17 protein-coding genes and 2 pseudogenes are annotated in these 17,951 nt (G+C 57.4%); 8 read left to right on the top strand and 11 right to left on the bottom strand.

Translation table 11 applies throughout. From position 1 onward, the window contains the following. Positions 1-66 precede the first annotated feature (66 nt). Positions 67-729, top strand: coding sequence for a L,D-transpeptidase family protein (locus ACZ1GM_RS04080; RefSeq protein WP_472677876.1), 663 nt, complete (start codon positions 67-69; stop codon positions 727-729). A gap of 15 nt (positions 730-744) precedes the next feature. Here the strand turns inward: ACZ1GM_RS04080 and tilS are convergent, their stop codons facing one another. The 6 genes from tilS to ACZ1GM_RS04050 all read right to left on the bottom strand — a co-directional run bounded on the left by tilS (position 745) and on the right by ACZ1GM_RS04050 (position 6,383). Continuing rightward, positions 745-1,674: a tRNA lysidine(34) synthetase TilS gene (gene tilS, locus ACZ1GM_RS04075; protein ID WP_472677875.1), complete on the bottom strand. Its 930-nt coding sequence runs from the start codon at positions 1,672-1,674 to the stop codon at positions 745-747. A gap of 79 nt (positions 1,675-1,753) precedes the next feature. Further along, a complete protein-coding gene (locus ACZ1GM_RS04070) occupies positions 1,754-2,173 on the bottom strand; it encodes a tetratricopeptide repeat protein (RefSeq protein ID WP_472677874.1) in 420 nt (139 codons plus the stop codon). Continuing rightward, entirely contained in the window at positions 2,157-2,681 is a 525-nt protein-coding gene (locus ACZ1GM_RS04065) for a hypothetical protein (protein WP_472677873.1), read from the bottom strand. Before ACZ1GM_RS04065 ends, ACZ1GM_RS04070 begins: the two co-directional genes overlap by 17 nt. 156 nt (positions 2,682-2,837) lie before the next feature. Then, positions 2,838-3,674, bottom strand: a complete 837-nt coding sequence (locus ACZ1GM_RS04060; RefSeq protein ID WP_472677872.1) for a helix-turn-helix domain-containing protein — start codon at positions 3,672-3,674, stop codon at positions 2,838-2,840. A gap of 179 nt (positions 3,675-3,853) precedes the next feature. Then, on the bottom strand, positions 3,854-6,127 hold the full coding sequence (gene ptsP / locus ACZ1GM_RS04055; protein WP_472677871.1) for a phosphoenolpyruvate--protein phosphotransferase: 2,274 nt from the start codon (positions 6,125-6,127) through the stop codon (positions 3,854-3,856). 85 nt (positions 6,128-6,212) lie between these two features. Then, positions 6,213-6,383 carry a YdcH family protein gene (locus ACZ1GM_RS04050; RefSeq protein WP_472677870.1) on the bottom strand — a complete coding sequence of 57 codons (171 nt, stop codon included), beginning with the start codon at positions 6,381-6,383 and terminating at the stop codon, positions 6,213-6,215. Positions 6,384-6,581: 198 nt separating this feature from the next. Here ACZ1GM_RS04050 and ACZ1GM_RS04045 point away from each other — a divergent pair, with 198 nt between their 5' ends. Together ACZ1GM_RS04045 and ACZ1GM_RS04040 are read left to right on the top strand one after the other, a co-directional pair. Then, the gene (locus tag ACZ1GM_RS04045; RefSeq protein ID WP_472677869.1) at positions 6,582-6,779 is read left to right on the top strand and encodes a YdcH family protein; all 198 of its coding nucleotides are present in this window, start codon (positions 6,582-6,584) and stop codon (positions 6,777-6,779) included. 117 nt (positions 6,780-6,896) lie between these two features. Continuing rightward, a complete protein-coding gene (locus ACZ1GM_RS04040) occupies positions 6,897-7,364 on the top strand; it encodes a DUF1465 family protein (protein ID WP_472677868.1) in 468 nt (155 codons plus the stop codon). 37 nt (positions 7,365-7,401) lie between these two features. Here ACZ1GM_RS04040 and ACZ1GM_RS04035 read toward each other — a convergent pair. Further along, positions 7,402-8,872 (bottom strand): annotated as a pseudogene (locus tag ACZ1GM_RS04035) (glycerol kinase). A gap of 80 nt (positions 8,873-8,952) precedes the next feature. On the opposite strand from ACZ1GM_RS04035, the gene ACZ1GM_RS04030 reads away from it, so the two are divergent. After that, positions 8,953-9,828: an MBL fold metallo-hydrolase gene (locus ACZ1GM_RS04030; protein WP_472677867.1), complete on the top strand. Its 876-nt coding sequence runs from the start codon at positions 8,953-8,955 to the stop codon at positions 9,826-9,828. Here the strand turns inward: ACZ1GM_RS04030 and ACZ1GM_RS04025 are convergent. Then, the gene (locus ACZ1GM_RS04025; protein WP_472677866.1) at positions 9,825-11,441 is read right to left on the bottom strand and encodes a class I adenylate-forming enzyme family protein; all 1,617 of its coding nucleotides are present in this window, start codon (positions 11,439-11,441) and stop codon (positions 9,825-9,827) included. The genes ACZ1GM_RS04030 and ACZ1GM_RS04025 overlap by 4 nt on opposite strands. A 162-nt stretch (positions 11,442-11,603) precedes the next feature. Between ACZ1GM_RS04025 and nadA the strand changes: the two genes are divergently transcribed. Continuing rightward, entirely contained in the window at positions 11,604-12,590 is a 987-nt protein-coding gene (gene nadA / locus ACZ1GM_RS04020; RefSeq protein ID WP_472677865.1) for a quinolinate synthase NadA, read from the top strand. Positions 12,591-12,660: 70 nt separating this feature from the next. Next, positions 12,661-13,980, top strand: coding sequence for a DUF2254 domain-containing protein (locus ACZ1GM_RS04015; protein WP_472677864.1), 1,320 nt, complete (start codon positions 12,661-12,663; stop codon positions 13,978-13,980). On the opposite strand, the gene ACZ1GM_RS04010 is transcribed toward ACZ1GM_RS04015, so the two are convergent. Further along, positions 13,947-14,879 (bottom strand): DMT family transporter, encoded by a 933-nt coding sequence (locus tag ACZ1GM_RS04010; protein ID WP_472677863.1) that lies wholly within the window; start codon positions 14,877-14,879, stop codon positions 13,947-13,949. The two genes, ACZ1GM_RS04015 and ACZ1GM_RS04010, sit on opposite strands and share 34 nt — an antisense overlap. A gap of 63 nt (positions 14,880-14,942) precedes the next feature. Here ACZ1GM_RS04010 and ACZ1GM_RS04005 point away from each other — a divergent pair. After that, positions 14,943-16,051: pseudogene (locus tag ACZ1GM_RS04005) on the top strand (alkene reductase). Here ACZ1GM_RS04005 and ACZ1GM_RS04000 read toward each other — a convergent pair. Both ACZ1GM_RS04000 and lipB read right to left on the bottom strand, forming a co-directional pair. Then, positions 16,048-16,380, bottom strand: coding sequence for a hypothetical protein (locus ACZ1GM_RS04000; protein WP_472677862.1), 333 nt, complete (start codon positions 16,378-16,380; stop codon positions 16,048-16,050). The pseudogene ACZ1GM_RS04005 and the gene ACZ1GM_RS04000 sit on opposite strands and share 4 nt — an antisense overlap. After that, entirely contained in the window at positions 16,377-17,063 is a 687-nt protein-coding gene (gene lipB, locus ACZ1GM_RS03995; protein ID WP_472677861.1) for a lipoyl(octanoyl) transferase LipB, read from the bottom strand. Before lipB ends, ACZ1GM_RS04000 begins: the two co-directional genes overlap by 4 nt. 56 nt (positions 17,064-17,119) lie before the next feature. On the opposite strand from lipB, the gene ACZ1GM_RS03990 reads away from it, so the two are divergent. Continuing rightward, a complete protein-coding gene (locus ACZ1GM_RS03990) occupies positions 17,120-17,941 on the top strand; it encodes a glycerophosphoryl diester phosphodiesterase membrane domain-containing protein (protein ID WP_472677860.1) in 822 nt (273 codons plus the stop codon). Positions 17,942-17,951: the final 10 nt, after the last annotated feature.

The raw sequence follows: 17,951 nt of genomic DNA, 5'->3' as shown, positions 1-17,951 counted from the left end.
TACCGGTCAGAGACGCGCGGGAGCGGCGAGGTGGATTTTTGACACTGGAGCGGCTATTTAGTTCGCATGTCAACGACGTTGAAATGGTTGGGCGGCGCTACTTTGGTCGCGATTCTTGCATTGGGCGGGCTTACGCTTGCGGGTCTAACGTTCAGCGACAAGGCAGATGCGCAACTTGCGAAAACAACGGACGCTGAGCCGCTTGCTCCGCTCGGCGCGGTTGCGGCCAAATTTCAGGCGGATGCCCAGAAGCGCGAAGCCGCAGCCTTCACAATCAGGCGGGTGCTGCCAATCGAAGGCCCGATGAAGTATGGTGATTGGCATTGGAATGTTGACGGGGTTCCTGAGGACGGCAAACTCGTCATGACAGTCGATCTCGAAGCACGTGTGATCTCGGTGTTTCGCGATGGGTACGAGATCGGCGCGGCAGTCGCGATGCTTGGTACAGAAGAACATCCCACCCCGCTCGGTACATTCCCGATCCTGACGAAAGAACGCCACAACGTCTCCGAAAAGTATGGCAATGCCCCAATGCCATGGACGCTGCGCCTCACCTGGGATGGCATTGCCATTCATGGCGGGTCCGAAGTCGAAAATGGCTATGCCAGCCATGGTTGTATCGCCGTGCCGGATGAATTCGCAGACCGGCTCTATGACATCGCACAAAAAGGCGATGTGGTGATCATCACCGATGGCAAACGTATGAGTGTGGGTGACAGCGTTATCTAGCGACTTCACTAGCCACTAGCCTGTCCGACGCGGCGGCTCTGGCACGAAATTCCACCAGACCGTTGTGTGCTCTTCATCCTTGAAGCTTCCTTCGCTTGAACATTTAGCGAGAATACCAGCCAGAGAGGCATTTTGCTGGCTTGAAAGTCGCGCAACTAATCGCGCGATTTCTGAACGAGACGGCTCGGCATCCATATGCGCAAAGATGCGGCGGACTACCTCGATCCGCACAAAATCGGCTTGCTCGATCGCAAAGCGATATCCATCGCCGCATCGCTCGACCCGTCGCTCGTAAGTTTCGTCAACCAGTCGATCCAGCGCATCAGCCGCCTCGCTCAATAGCCGTGCACTACGCGCCAAACCTTCAGTATCAATCCAGTCTGCTTGTGCCAGCGCCTTGCGAATACGCACCCGATCAAAGTTGTCATCTTCGTTAGAGGGATCAGCGACGGGCGTGATACCTGCCGATGCGCAAACAGCTTCAAGCTCAGCCTTTCGCCAGCCCAGCAACGGCCTCAGTACGCGCCCTGATCGACCAGGGATTTTGCCAACCGCACGCACACCAGAGAGACCCGACAGACCGCTCCCCCGGTTAAGCCTCATAAGCAGGGTCTCCGCCTGATCATCGGCATGATGCGCGGTCAGGATGACATCAAGGCCGCGCGCCTCCTTCCAGTCAGAGAGCGCAGCATATCGCGCGTCGCGAGCATTGGCCTGCACATTACCGGGTGCAACATTCACCGTCAGGATCCGGTGCGGGACCGCCAATTGTGCGCATATATCAGCGACAAACGCCGCTTCATCAGGAGCTTCTGCACGTAGGCCATGGTCGACGGTGGCGGCCTCAACAAGCTCGGGGGAAGCAGCCTTGGCTAGCAACAGAAGCGCCAGACTGTCCGGCCCGCCCGAAACGGCGAGGCCGAACTTCCGCAGGTCAGAGCGCACTTCCGGATAAACACTTTCCAGATCGCGCCGAAACCGCGTAACTAGCTCAGGGTCAATTCCCGCAAGATCAGGCTTGCTATCAATTGCAGCTCACCCTTGCGCGATTGCGCTCATACTGACCTTGCAAACGTCCAGAGGCCAGCGCCGGATAGGTCTCGGCGAATTCTGCCAGCGCGATACAAGCGCGTTGAGTATCTTCGAGCGTAATCATCGCCTCGGCCAGATAGAGCAGGCTGTCGCCTGCCCGCGCAGCAGATTTGTCTGCTTGATAATTGTTTAGGAACCAAGGCGCTGCTTCGCGGGGCTTGTTGTCATCAAGATACGCCCGCCCGAGCAAATTTCGCCCATATGTGGTGCGCCAATGCGATGGGTAACGCTCAACGAACATTGTCAGCTGCTGCTGAGCCTCTGGAAAGAAACCCGCATTCCAAAGGCGGAAACCATAAGAATATTCATCATCCGCCGCGTCGTCAGATTGCGGCTTAGCAATCGCTTGCACCGCTTCCAGGCTGTTCCGCGCTTGGGCCGGATGCGACTGCTGGCGCGTCAGCAGGAGCCGGGGTTGTATTTGCTGTAGTGGTGGCCGGTTGACTTAGAACCGGGCCGGAAGTTGGCAGAGCTGCTGGCGTACCAATGGTCGTAGGAGCGCCTTGACCTTCCAGCGCATCAATGCGCGCCGCTAACAGGCTCATTGCATTGCTGCTTTCCTCACTCGACGCGGTCAACCGCTGAATCTGAACCTCCAGCGCATCAAGCCGCGACAAAATGTCAGTAACCGCAGTCGTTGAAGGCGCGGTAGTGCTGGTAGTCTGCGCGGGAGAGCCAGAGATCTCCGGCTCAAAGAAACGGCCTTCAGAGCCGGGGAACACACGCCTTTGCAGCGCTCTAACCTCTGCTTCAAGCTTGCGCATCCGTGCTTCGTCATTTTCAGACTGGGCCAGGACTGGCACCGGGGTCGCCAGCATGGTTGCGGCAAGCGTTGTCGTGATCAGGGCACGAGCGTTCATTGTCAGAGGCTCCTAAAAAGCTGCGTATTCATCGGAAATGCCGTAGGCGACTCACCCTGTCGAGAGGATGAAGACTGTTATCCCACCTGAATTGACGGGAGAGCGCAATTCGAGTTACCTCGACAGCTCGCTCCTGCCCTGCCCTGCCCGCGCCCTTCAAATCAAGTCGCGTCGATGATCTCTGATTGTCCAGAGCACAGTGCTGCGTGTGCGCAACGCCTCGGCCGTTACGGGCACGTCCTTGATCACTTCGTCGCTCTCAGACAGTTTCGGCACGCTTACGCCGCCAACCGTGATCGCCAGGGCATAGGGTCGCCCGGTCCATATCTGGGGACCATCTGCATCCGCTGGAATGGTGTAGCTTTCTCCGGCTGCCATTTGTGCTTCGAACAGGCGTTCGCCGCTAGCATCATAGAATTTGACCCATGTGCCGTCTTCCTCGCTGGTGAAGGTTACGGGCTGCCTTCCCGACGGCATCGTTTCTGCGGTCGTTTGAATCGTTGCTTCGCCAGGTGCGTTTTCAGCCACTTGAACGGTGTCGTCCCGCAAAGGGGCCGGACCAGCGCCCGGCGCGAAATAGGTGCGATATGACGTGTACCCGCCGACGATCAAAAGCACGGCTGCCAAAAGCGACATGAGCGCCAACCCGCGCGAAGGAATTCTGGCTGGGTCACCCGGTTCGAACGTTGCCGGGCGGGACGTTTCTGCATCTTCGCCAGCCACTGCCAATTCATCACGGACCAGCGTGATGATCGCGCTTTCGTCTTCGCCCACTGCTCTTGCATAGGTTCGCGCGAAGCCAATCGCGTAAGTGCGCGACGGTAGGGCAGTGAAGTCGCCCTCCTCTATCGTGACAAGATGGCGCTGGGGAATGCGTGTTTCAGCGGCGACCTGTGTCAGTTCCATTCCCTTGGCCGTGCGAGCGGCGCGCAGCCTCTCACCCGCGCTATTCAGCAACGTAGATTCGTTTGCTTCGCTTTCACTTTCAGCCATGCGATCCCCATCGGCTTTGGGCTTGGGTTGGAACTGTGCTCGTTCCTTGCGCACAGGAAATGACGATTTCGTACAACTGTCAAGCGTAACGACGAATATTAACTTTTTCGCGATGTCCCAATCTGATCAACCGAGCCACGCATGCGGTGAACCTAAGTCAGCGGAGGCGGGGAAAACGCCTAGTCGGTCTCGATGCCGCGCTCTTCGGCCCATTCTTTGAGCTTCACGCGCAAACTCTCATTGGGTGCGGCGAGCCAGTCGTCCATCAATTGGGTGATTTCCGCAAGATCAACTTTGGTGACCAATTCCTTGATGGGGCCAATCGCAACGGGCGTGATAGACAGGCGGCGATAACCAATGCCCAACAAAGCCAGCGCCTCAAGCCTGCGCCCGCCCATTTCTCCGCAAACACCAAGATCAATTTGGTCACCCTCAATCCCGTTCACAATGCGTTTGAGAAAACGCAGGATTGCGGGGCTGAGCCAGTCATATCTCTGTGCGAGCTTCGGATTGGCACGGTCCGCGGCGAACAGGAATTGAGTCAAATCATTCGTGCCCACCGACAGGAATGACAGCCGCCCCGCCATCTGATCCAGAACCTCGACCAGAGCTGGAACCTCCACCATTGCACCATATTCGACATTATCCGGCAAACGCCGGTGGTGCTTCTTCATAAATGCAATCTGTTTTTCAAAGACCTCTTTCGCCGCATCGAATTCCCATGGCTCACTTACCATGGGGAACATGACTTTGAGGTTCCGCCCTGCCGCCGCTTCGAGCAAAGCGCGCGCCTGAGCCTTGAGTAGCCCCTCTCGCTCAAGAGCAAGGCGCAGAGCACGCCAACCCATCGCGGGGTTCTCTTCCTCCTCCAGCGCGTCGGAGCTCAGATAGGGCACACCCTTGTCACCGCCGATATCGACCGTTCGGAAAATAACCGGCTTTTCGCCAGCGGCATCCAAAACGTCTTTGTAAAGCTTGGTTTGGCGTTCGCGCTGTGGAAGTGTCGCAGAGACCAAAAACTGAAACTCAGTTCTGAAAAGACCAATCCCGTCCGCACCTGTCAGCTGAAGCGCGCTGACATCGTCGCGAAGGCCCGCATTCATCAGAATCTCTACGCGCGTCCCGCAGGCCGTCACTGGCTCGACATCGCGCATGGCTGCATATGTCGCGGCGCGTTCTCGACTTTTGGCGAAACGCGCATCGAATGCATCAGTCATTGGCTGGCTTGGACGCAGCGTTACCACGCCCTTGTCAGCGTCCAGCAGGACCTCATCACCCTCTTGCACTTGACGCAGCAATCCGGTTGCCCGGCCAAGGACAGGAATACCCATAGCTCGAGCCACGATGACGACATGCGCGGTGAGCGAGCCTTCTTCCAGCACGACGCCTTTCAGCCTGCGCCGATCATACTCGAGCAGTTCTGCCGGCCCCAGATTTCGCGCAACCAGTACCGCGTCCTGCCGCAAGCCTTGTGTCGCCGCGGTGCCGAGCTGGCCTGCGACAATGCGCAACAGCCGGTTCGACAAATCCTCAAGATCGTGCATGCGGTCGGCCAGCAGCGGATCATCAATCTCGCGCATACGCATTCGGGTACGCTGTTGGACCCGTTCGATTGCCGCTTCAGCCGTCAGACCAGAGTCGATGGCTTCGTTAATTCGCCGCGACCACCCCTCGTCATAGGCGAACATTTTATACATCTCGAGCACTTCATCATGCTCGCCGCCTTTGCCAAATTCGACTTGCGTTGCCATCGTATCGATCTGGTCACGCATCTTGTCAAAAGCGCGATAGACCCGCTGACGCTCGGCCTCGATATCGTCCGCCATGACTTGCGTGATTTCAACGCGGGGCTGGTGAAACACCGCCTTGCCCCCACCCAGGCCCTTCACAAGGGTCAGACCGTTGATCATGGCTGGGCCGGTATCGATCTCACCCAATCCCCGCGCATGCTCGCCATCAACCAGCTCATTATGCGCGATCAATTCCGACAGGACCATTGCGGTTGTTTGTAACGCCTCGATCTCGACATCTTCATAGCGGCGCGGGTCAACATGCTGGACACACAAAACACCTACGGCTCGCTCTCGGTAAACGATCGGCACACCGGCAAAGGAGTGGAATTTCTCTTCACCTGTTTCGGGGCGATAGAGGAAGTCGGGATGCGCCTTGGCCTCAGCCAGATTCAGCATCTCGATATTTTTGACAATGGTACCCGTCAGCCCTTCGCCGATACCCATGCGTGTAACGTGCACCGCCTCTGGGTTCAGACCCCGGGTTGCATAAAGCTCCAGGGCGCCGTCGCGTAGCAGATAGATTGAGCATACCTCACTATCGAGACTTTCGCCGATAATCTGAACCACGCGATCAAGCTTGTGCTGCGCATGGCTACGCGCCGCCATTACTTCATGCAGGCGGGTCAGAATCTGTCGTGCGCTAGTGGTCGCGGCGGTCATATAGGCGCCCTATAGCAGACGCCGAGCTTTGCGGAAGCGGTATGCGGGTTTTGGCCTAACTTGTCAGACTTGAAGCCATTATGGCTCAGATCGACGCCAGTTCTTCCTTTATCTTGAGCTTTCGCCTCTTCAGGGTCTGGACCACTTGTTCATCAGGGTGCGGTCGCAAAAGCTCCTCACGCAATTGAGCTTCCAAGCCGGCATGTTTCGCTTGAAGCGCGTCGACATGAGTGGACTGTACTGGGGCTGATTGCATAGAGCGTTCTCCTGAATCTCAAACCAAGTGGCGCAGACCAATGTCCGCACCTGTGAAGGTCAGCGACTCGCCAAGCGGACGCGCCGCGACATCACTATTCAACCACAAGCTTTACGTTTTGCGAAGGGCCAATCGATAAGGTATCGCACGGATGCGAGGAATCGACATTGAAAAGAAGCGGGGTCGAAAGCGAAAGACGTGACAGAAGAAGAACTCAAAAAGCGTCTTGAAATGCTGCGCGTCGAACACCGCGACTTGGATGCGGCAATTTCGGCGCTGACAGAGGCTGGAGCCACCGATCAGCTGCAGATTGCCCGACTGAAAAAGCGTAAGCTCAAGATTCGTGATCACATAGCCATGATCGAAGACAATCTGGTGCCAGACATAATTGCTTAGGGCCAGTATCTGCTGAGCATATGACTGGTAAATCTTGGCCCTGTTGCCCGTTCAATTGCGGGACATAGTATTTGTGGCAATAGCTTTGATGATAATTTCGCAATAGCGCAGGTCGCCATGAGAACCGACAAAGCCATAAGAAAGCCCATTGTTGAAGAGCTCTACACGCAAGCTCTTATTCTGGCGGATGAAGTACGCGCGATATTCGACGTACGCGAAAACAGACGCGCAAGGGACGCCGACGATGAGAATGACGCAATGCGGATTGCGCTCTCGATTGAGGGGCTTCGCACAACAACACGCGTCATGCATATGCTTGCATGGTTGCTGAACCAAAGAGCGTATATCGAAGGCGAATTGTCATCAGTACAAATGGAGCGTCATGGTGCGCTGGCCGAAGAACGCCCCTCTGACCCAACACAGCTTCGCCAGCTTATGCCCGAGACGCAGAGCCTAATCCGCGAAAGCGAAAAAATGTATGATCGCATCGCACGATTGGATGAAAGCTGGCGTCAAGCCAGTGCGGAGGCCGTTAGCGGTGTGCAGAATATGCATTCGCGAATTGCCTCGGCCTTTGGTGGCTAACGCACGCGTCGCGAACGACAGAAAGCCCCCTGGAAAATCAGACTACCGATAGCGCCTTGCGCCAGGCCGCGAGGCGTTTTTCGCGCGAGGCATCGTTAATCTGCGGCTCGAACTGCTTTGTCGCGCCACGCATAGCCTCAGCACCGCTGGCCAGGTCTGGATAGAGCCCCGCCCCAACTGCCGCACTGAGCGCCGCCCCCAGCGCCGTTGTCTCAACAAAGTCAGGCCGTTCAACGGTCAAGCCAAGCATATTCGCCATATCCTGCGCCATCCAATCGTTCGCGCTCATACCGCCATCGATTTTCAGCCCCGACCATTGCGCGCCATCGTACCGCAAAAGCTTGTGCCAAATCATACGTCTGATGTGCCATCGCCTCCAGCGCTGCCCGCGCGATTTCTGCCTTGCCGCTGGCGAAGGACAGCCCCGTGATTACACCGCGCGCGTTCGGCAGCCAGTGCGGTGCCCCTAAACCTGACAGGGCGGGAACTATCACAACGCCGCCATTGTCCGGGATAGATCGGGCTAGGGCTTCGGTTTCTGCCGCGCTGCTGATGAGACCCAGCGTGTCCCTGAGCCACTGCACCAGGCTACCTGCGACAAAAACCGACCCTTCTGTTGCATAAGCCCGTTTCCCATGTTCCTGCGTCAGTACCGTGCCGAGCAGACGGTTTTCTGATTTGGGAATCTCGCCGCCATTATTGGTCAGCACAAACGCACCCGTCCCATATGTTGCTTTCGTATCGCCGGGAGACAGGCACCCTTGACCGATAGTTGCAGACTGCTGATCGCCGATCATCGAGCAAATCGGGATTTCCTTGCCGAACCATTCTGCGCCGCACATTGCCAATTGCCCATGCGTGTCAACGACCCTTGGCAGAGCGTCGACAGGTACACCCAGAACTTCGCTCAGCTCGGGGTCAAAGCCTGCCCCGTCCAAGGCGAGCAAGAGCGTGCGCGAGGCATTGCTCGCATCGGAGATATGAGTACCGCCGGACAGCTTGTAGGTCAGCCAGCTTTCCACTGTGCCAAGCGCCAACCTTTGCGCAGCCTGGGCCGATTTCACCGACGCCTCATTGTCGAGTAGCCACCGCATCTTCGTGCCGGAGAAGTAGGGATCGAGCAGCAGGCCCGTCTTTTGTTGAAACAGGGTCTCGTGACCCTGCTCTTTCAGCTCAGCACAAAAATCCGCGGTCCGGCGATCTTGCCAGACTATAGCTCGGCATAGCGGCTCACCCGACGATTTATCCCAGGCAACAACCGTTTCGCGCTGATTGGTGATCCCTATGGCCGCGATGGCATCCGCTCCGCCTGCAGCCTCAACTACGCGGCGCGCACAGGAAAGCGTCTTGGACCAAATCTCGGCAGGATCGTGCTCCACCCAACCTGATTGCGGGTAATGCTGCGTTAGCTCTTCCTGAGCGACCTGTTCCATCTCGCCATCACGCGCGAAAACCATCGCGCGTGTGGAGGTCGTCCCCTCATCCAAAACCAGAATCTTGTCGGCCATTATCTGCGTTCTCTCCCTTTCCGCAATCTCAACCATAACTCCCACGTGACACAGCGCAATCCACACTCCATAGATACTCCATGGTCAAAGCACCTCCAAAGCCGTGGCCCACGGGCAAAGCCGAAGAAATCGAACCGCTAGTGCGCCGTGTCCTCGCGCCAAATCCTTCCCCGTTCACCTTTACCGGCACACAAACATATATTGTCGGAATGGGCGATGGTTGCGCTGTGATCGATCCTGGCCCGGATGAGCCAGAACACTTGCTCGCGCTGGATGCGGCGATAGGCGAAGAGCATGTTTGCGCGATCATGTGCACGCATACACATCGCGATCACTCGCCTGCTTCGCGCCCCTTAGCGCAACGGACGGGCGCCCCCATTGTTGGGTGCGCCCCGATCGCAATGGATGTGGTCGATGGTCCCCGCGCTGACGAGGGATTTGACGCTGACTATGAGCCTGATCGAGTGCTTGAGGATGGAGAGGCAATGACTGGCCCGGGCTGGACCCTGCGTGCAGTGGCAACCCCCGGCCACGTCTCCAATCACCTATGTTTTGCACTGGAAGAGAGTGGTGCGTTGTTTACTGGCGACCACGTGATGGGCTGGTCGACCAGCGTTATTGTGCCTCCCGACGGCGAGATGGGCGATTACATGCGCAGTCTCGACAAAATCTATGAGCGTGAGGATCGGATTTATTACCCAGCGCATGGCCCCGCAGTTGAAAAGCCGCGCCAGCTTGTCCGCTCCATGATCGGGCATCGCCGCCAGCGAGAAAACCAGATTTTGCGGTTGCTGGGTGAAAAGGCGCAATCCATCGAAGCACTCGTGCCGCAAATGTATAAGGGGCTCGATCCGCGACTAAACAAAGCGGCGGCCCTGTCAGTCACAGCGCATATTATCGATCTGGAACGGCGAGGGATGGTGTCAGGCGAGAACGATATCTGGCAGGCTGCTTAAGCCTCCTGACCTGCGAACTCATGCGCAACAAAACTATCGGCCAGTGCAAATTTGCGGATCTTGCCCGAGCCGGTTAGCGGATATTCCTTCATCCAGACCCAATGCTGCGGCGTTTTTTGCGGCGACAAATGTTCGCGAATATGGGCTTTCAAGTCCGCTGACGAAGGCTTGGGTGCACCGTCAGCCAGCCGCATAAAGCACCCCACGACCTCGCCCCATTTGTCATTGGGAATGCCCGCTACGGCAACTTCCGCGATGGCCGGGTGCAGCAACATTGCGTTTTCAATTTCGGCGGGGAACAGATTCTCGCCGCCGCGAATGATCATCTCTTTCACGCGGTCGGTAATCGTCACAAAGCCGCGCGTATCCATCGTACCCAGATCGCCGGTATGCAGCCAACCCTCGTTATCAATCACCGCTGCAGTCGCTTCTGGATTGTCATTGTAGCCCGCCATCACGGCGCCTCCGCGTGCACAGATCTCCCCTTGCTCGCCCAGCGCACAGACCGCGTTGGTTTGCGGGTCGAGGATCGCAACATCGAGGTGAGAGATAGGCTGACCAATCGTAGTCGTGCGATCCTGAAAGCTGTCATCGGCCCGGCAGAATGTAACGACTGGAGAGCACTCGGTCTGACCGTACACGACCTGAATAGGCGCGCCGAACACCTTCTCCGCGCTGGAAGCCAACTCTGGCGCAACCATGGCGGCACCGGCCATCAGAGCTTTGACCGAGCTGACATCACGCCCGCTGCGTTTTGCCTCTTCAACCATCATCACCAGCATGGTGGGCACGCCGCCGGTAAATTCTGGCTTCTCGCGCTCGATCACCTCCAGCATCATGGCAGGATCAAAATGCGGCATGGGGATGAAGATCATGCCCACCGCAAGGCAGCCAAACATGAAGCAGGAAGAGCCTGCATGGAACAGCGGTGTAGGTGTAAGATCGAGCGCGCCGGGATACGCGCCCCAGCGGCGCATCAGATCGAGATTGTTCTGCAAGATGCCCGCCTGTCGTAGCAGGACACCTTTAGGGAATCCGGTCGTCCCGGAGGTGTACTGAATTTGCAGAATGCCATCGCCGGGTAATGGAGAGAGCATGCCTTCCTCATGTCCTGCCAGCATGGCATCCAGATCGGTAAAATCCTGCTGCGTTTTCACGCTCGGCAAATCTGCGCAGGCCTCTGCCACAACTGGCGCGAGCGGCGTGCCGCGCGCAGCGGTTGAGTGATACACCGCCTCGGCCCCGGACTGCTCCAAGACATATTTCAGCTCCCGCGCGATAAAGGCCGGGTTTACAGTCACCACGGTTAATCCGGCCAAAGAGGCTGCAAACTGCGTCATCACCCATTCGGGCGAGTTGGTGGCGTAGATCGCAATACGCGCACCGGGCGCATGCCGCGATGCCAATGCACGCGCCAGTATCTCAGAGTCATTCTTAAGCTGAGCGTATGTCCATTCGCGGCCCATTTCGCCCGTCGGCAACAGCTCACGCAGAGCCAGTTGATCGCCGCGCTCATCAGCCTGCTTTTCCAGCAAACTCTGGATCGTCATGGCTTCAATCGATGTATCGGCCTGTGCCGGAAAAAACGACTCAGTCAGCGATACATCATACATGCGCGTCTCCTTTGTTCAGTAGCGTATCCCGCTAAATCTGAGGTTATTGGACAGACACGACAGACAGGCAGCTTATCCAGCGGCTAAGAACATGCAAACCGCGCTCGCAAAACGATCTTCGCGCGCTATATGAAAGGCGTAACAGTTTAGCGGGAAAGCACTATGACAGCCCAAACCACTCTGCCGACGGGCACCGATTTGCTCGAAGAAATCAATCGCCTGCGTAAAGAGCGCAATGCGGTTATCCTCGCGCATTATTACCAGACGCCCGATATTCAGGACCTGGCGGATTTTGTCGGCGATTCCTTGCAACTGAGCCAGATGGCGGCGGAGACTGATGCGGATGTCATTGCCTTTTGCGGTGTGAAGTTCATGGCCGACACCGCCAAGATTCTCTCACCAGAAAAGATTGTCGTGCTGCCCGACATGGATGCGGGTTGTTCGCTCGAAGATAGCTGTCCACCGGAAAAATTCGCTCGCTTCCGCGAGCAGCACCCTGATCACATCGCGCTGACCTACATCAATTGCTCGACCGAAGTGAAGGCGCTGTCCGATGTGATCGTCACCAGTTCGAGCGCGGAAACCATCCTTCAGCAAATCCCGCCAGAGCAGAAAATCATCTTTGGCCCTGACCGGCATCTGGGCGGCTATCTAAGCCGCAAATTCGACCGCGAAATGCTGTTGTGGCCGGGCGTGTGCATTGTGCATGAGGCATTTAGCGAAACCGAATTGCTCAAGCTGAAAGAAGAGCACCCGAACGCGCCGATCGCTGCTCACCCGGAATGCCCTCCGACTATCGTGGATCACGCCGATTATGTCGGCTCGACCAGCGGTATTCTGAAATTTGCGAAAGAGTTTGAAGGCGACACGCTGATCGTCGCGACCGAGCCGCACATTATTCACCAGATGGAAAAGGCGCTGCCGGAGAAGAACTTTATCGGCGCGCCCGGCGCGGACGGCAACTGTAGCTGCAATATCTGCCCCTATATGGCGCTCAACACCATGGAGAAACTCTATGTGTGTTTGCGCGACTTGGAACCGCGGATCGAGATCGAAGAGGAACTGCGCCTGAAAGCGAAAAAGAGCCTCGATGCAATGCTGGAGATGGCCAGCGGCACGGTGGGCCAAGGCGACTTGGGGAAGGTCTGAATTTGAGCGGTGTGATTGACTGAGGCACCCGCACCGCAACCATTTTGCGGGTTCGCGCGTTTAGCCTCACATGACCGCCGAACTCCGTTTCTTCTGGGCGCGCCTCAACGCCAATTACTGGTTCTTTCCAGCGCTTTTTTCGGTCCTGGCCGCGATTCTGGCGTTGGGTATGCTGTGGCTGGACCGCAGCGGCTTCGCCGATTTTTTGTCCGATGTGAATTGGCTGGTGCCTGCCCGCCCTAAAGGCGCGTCAGATATGCTGACGGTGATGGCTGGATCGATGATCGGAGTGGCATCGACCGTGTTTTCCATCACACTGGTCGCCGTTACCTATGCAAGCGGAAATTATGGACCGCGTATCCTGACCAACTTTCTTGAGGATCGCGGCAATCAGATTAGCCTTGCGACCTTTATTGGCAGCTTCGTCTACGCAATAATCGTCTTGCGCAGCGTTCGGGCTGAAGATGAAACTCCTGCATCAAGCGCAGAGGCAGCAGGCGCTGCTTTGCCAGGCTTCACACCGCAATTGTCATTATTGGTGGCATATGTACTGATGGCGATATGTGTGGCGGTGCTGGTTTTCTTCCTCCACCACATCCCGTCCTCCATCCGCATCAACATCGTGCTCGAACGCATCGGGGAGCGACTACTCTGCGCCATTCGCAAAACCTATCCGGTAGAGGATGAATTTTCTGATGCCAGAGAACCCGCTGGCGGCGATACGATCACTGCCAGAGGCACTGGCTATGTCCAGATGATCGACTTTGAGGATCTTGAGAAAACCGCCCGTGACTGTGGCGGTACATTCTCATTGTGTGTGAGGACCGGGGATTTCGTGCATCGCGATATGGCCCTGATGGACATCAAAGGCTGCGACGTTGCTGAGGTTGAGCATAAGGTGAGTGAAGACTTCACGCTCGGCCCCACACGAACGCCAAAACAAGACCCGCAATTCCTCATCGATGAACTTGTGGAAATTGGCTTGCGCGCTCTGTCCCCCGGTATCAACGACCCGTTTACTGCGATCACCGCTCTGCACTGGCTGGGCGCGGCTACATCTGAAATCGGTCGGCGTGATCTGCGCAAGGACGTTTGCAGGGATGACAGTGATGAGTGTCCGGTAATCCCGCGTCCAGACACCTTTGATCACTATGTTGAACGTGGGTTTGTGGCAATGCGTAGTGCAGTGGCGACAAGCCCCAACGCTGCGCGCGTCATGCTAGATGTGCTTTCCAACGCGGCAACGCCGATCCAGCATGACGGGAGGTGTTCAGAGCTACGAGAGCAAGGCCGCCTGCTGGTCGAACAGGCGCGATCGGCGCTTGAGGGCCCTGACTTGGAAATGGTCGAGCGGCGTTACGCCGAGTTCGACCGGCGTTTTGGGGACTGAGCCGCCTTGCGTTCACTCGCACGCGCCGCGGCCAGGGCGCTGCCCAGCAGCACCATCCCAAGCAAATCGAGCGGCGTCAGCACTTCATCGAATACGCTATACCCGATCAGCGCCGCGACAGCGGGCTGGGTCAGCAGCGCCAGCCCGATAATCAGCGGCGGGAAATGGCCAAGGCTGAAGACCAACAGCCCCTGCCCGATCAGCTGGCTGGTGATGAAAAGCACTACAATCGGCGTCCAGTCAGTCGGCCAGACAGGCTCGCCAAGAGCCAGCGCCAAAGCCAATAGCACTGGGCATGCAAAAACACTCACCCAGACCAGCAGGCCCCATCCGCCAAACGCCGATCGCGCGCCCTGCAAATTCAACAGATACACGGCGTAAAGCAACCCGGCGGCGAGGCAAAACAGGTCGCCGACAAAGGTCGAGGTCGAAATCTCAAGACTGCGCCCCAGCAGGATCGCCGCACCGGTAAGAGCGCACACAATCGCAAGCCATTCAAATCCGCGCGGCAACATGCGCGCCATGACAAAGCCGGAAAACAGCAGGATGATCGACCCGGCATTGCCAAACAGGGTCGCATTGCCCAGCCGCGTCATACCAATGCCGATATGCCAGCTCGCCAGATCAAGCGCGAAGGCCACCGATCCAAGAGCCACAAGCGCCAGCGTTTTGCGTGGCATTCCGCCCATGCGTTGGCCGCTGACACGCGCGATTACAACTAGAATTGGCAACGCAAGAAACAACCGCCAGAACCCCGCGCTAACCGGCCCGGTGTCCGCCAGCCGCACGAGCCAAGGGCCAGTCGCGAGCGCAACATTGCCCGCCAGCAATGCAATCAACAGCAGCCATTGCGGCGCATCAAAACGCTTCTCGCCAATTTCCCCGGTTGCACCTGCCATCGCCCTGCACTAGCCCCATAAGTAGCAAAACCGAACGCAATAATTTCTGGAGAGCACTCAACCATGCACGACACTCTGTTCCAACCGCTGAAAATGGGTGCACTCCAAGCGAAAAACCGCATTTTTATGGCGCCTCTCACGCGAGGTCGCGCGGTTGAACCGATGTTTGTGCCGAATGATCTGATGACGACCTATTACCGTCAGCGCGCCGGTGCGGGCATGATCCTGACCGAGGCGACGGGCATCAGTGTTGAGGGGCTCGGCTGGCCGTCAGCACCTGGCATATGGAGCGATGAGCAGACCGAGGCGTGGAAGCCGATTGTTGAGGGGGGCACGAAGATGGCGGCATGATCACCATGCAATTGTGGCATATGGGCCGGATCGTGCATCCCTATTTCCTTGACGGAAAAGCACCTTTGTCAGCCAGCGCGACGACTGCGCCGGGTGAGGCGCATACGCCCATCGGTAAGCAACCTTATGCCGAGGCACGCCCAGCCACTCTGGATGATATCAAACGCACTATAGATGACTATCACCGCGCAGCGGAGAATGCGAAAAAGGCGGGGTTCGACGCGGTCCAATTGCACGGTGCCAATGGCTATTTCATCGACCAGTTCCTGCGCGACAAAACCAATCTGCGCGACGATGATTACGGTGGGTCACCAGAGAACCGCACACGGATGATGCGTGAAGTGCTGGAGGCGCTCATTGATGTCTGGGGCGCAGACCGGGTTGGTATCCGCCTGTCCCCCAATGGCGATTCCCAAGGCACCGATGACAGCAATCCAAAGGCGACATTCGGCGCCGCGGCGAAAGTCTGCAACGATCTGAACCTTGCATTCGTTGAGCTGCGCCAGCCGGGACCGGATGGCACATTTGGCAGCACTGATGTTCCTCAACAAGACCCGCTGTTCCGCGAGCATTACAAAGGCCCACTGATCCTCAATTCAGATTACAGCGCGCAGGAAGCAGCGGACGACGTCGCCAGCGGGCGCTGCGATGCGGTGAGCTTTGGTCGGCCTTATATCTCCAACCCTGACCTGGTCGAGCGCATCCGCGTAGGGGCCGACTTCGCGCCAAACACCAATGTTCCCAAAAGCTGGTACTTCCCGGGTCCGGCGGGATACGTCGACTATCCAACGATGGATGAGGAACGAGCTGAGGCGGGTTAGCCCTCTTCTTCCGGCGTTGCGGGGGCAGTTTCCAAAACAGGCTCTGCTGCAACGGTCGGTTCGGGTGTTTCGATCGCCGCATCGGCCGGCGCCGCCTCCTCTGCGTCGCCTGTTGCAGCAGCATCAGAGCCGGTGCTCGAACGGCGCGGCTCCATAGTGGGTGATTGGGATTGGACACTATCGATCGGCAACATCGCGTCGCTGATCGTGCCGCCCAGAACTTCGCCCTCTGCACCGCCAGCGCTTTCTTCAGGAACAGCGGTCTCTGGCTCTTCGCTGCACGCAACCATGGTCATAGCCAGAAGTGGAACAATCACGCGATACATCATGGCAGGCTGCAACCTTCTTTTGCCAAGCTCTTTTTTGAAAGAGCCATCAGGAAATCATCAAAGCGCGCAAGCAATGCCTCATCAAAGGTCGCGGGTGCAAGATCAATGCCCATATCGGCGAGGCTGGTGACACCGAATTCGTCGATACCGCACGGCACGATGCCGGTGAAATGCGACAGATCAGGCGCAAGATTGACTGAAAACCCGTGCATCGTAACCCATCGGCGCACTCGCACACCAATCGCACCAATCTTCGCCTCGTTACCATCCGGCCCTTGGGTCCAGATACCAATGCGACCCTCAGCGCGCCACGCCTCGACGCCCAGATCGCCCAATGTTGCGATCACCCAACCTTCCAGTGAATGAACAAAGCAGCGCACATCGCGCCCGCGCTTGGCTAGATCAAGCATCACATAGCCCACCCGCTGGCCGGGGCCGTGATAAGTATAGCGACCACCACGTCCGGCCTCGACGACTTCAAACCGCGGATCGAGCAGCTCGTTCCGATCAGCGCTCGTCCCCGCCGTGTAGACCGGCGGATGTTCTAGCAACCAAAGCAATTCATCGGCTTCGCCTGCCGCAATCGCGCGGTTGCGCGCGTCCATCACGTCAAGCGCCTGCGTATACGGCACTTGCGCGGATTCTTGGGTAATCTCAACAGAATGTGGTGACTTGCGATCCATCAAAGATTGCGTGGCGCGAAGTGAAGCGGTTATCAAGGGGCAAAGGAGACATGCGCGTGGCAAAGCTGGACATTTCGAGAGCGTGGGACGGTGCCATGCGCCGACTCTCCACCAACAAAGAACTGGTTCTGGTGCTGGGCGGCGTGTTCTTCCTCGTCCCTCAACTGGCCTTCTCGATGTTCACCGATCCGATGTTCGACCCCGCAATGCTTGAGGCCGAGTCGATCGATCCAGAGAAAGTTGCGGAGGCTTTGACTGCCTATGCCGACAAATACTGGTGGGCGCTGGTGCTTATAACTCTGGTTCAGGCGGTCGGGATAACGGCAATCCTATCAGTCTTGGGATCGGCAGACCGCCCCACAGTGAACGAGGCGATGCAACGCGGCGTCAAACTTACCCCAAGCCAATTTGCCGCAGAAGTGCTGACATGGGCAGGCATTTTTGCACCGATTGCGCTTGTCTCAGTCCTATCTGCGATGTCCCCTGCTTTGACCTTGCTGAGCATTCCAGCTGTGGTGATTTGCATCTACATCGCTGCGAAACTCTCACTAGCGCCGCCAGTTATCGGAGTGGAGAACCAACCTAATCCGCTCATGGCCATGCGACGGTCATGGGCGTTGACCAAAGGAAATAGCGGGCGATTGGTCACCTTTTACGTACTGATCGTGATTGCATTTCTGATCATCTCTTCGGTCGCATCTCTGGTCGCTGGCATATTGCTGTCATTGGCCAGCGAAGAAATAGCAACCACGGGCGATGCAATAATCGGAAGCCTGTTCGGCGCGGGATTCTCGGTCTTGTATCTGGCGATCAGGACGGCGATCTTGCGGCAATTGTCAGGTGCGCCCACGAATGTATCTGTGCCGCCAGCTGGCTAGCAGTTAAATC

The sequence above is a fragment of the Qipengyuania sp. JB2-7 genome, from assembly GCF_055693485.1.
The sequence above is the reverse complement of the archived record's forward strand: the minus strand, read 5'-3'. Positions and strand labels throughout refer to the sequence as shown.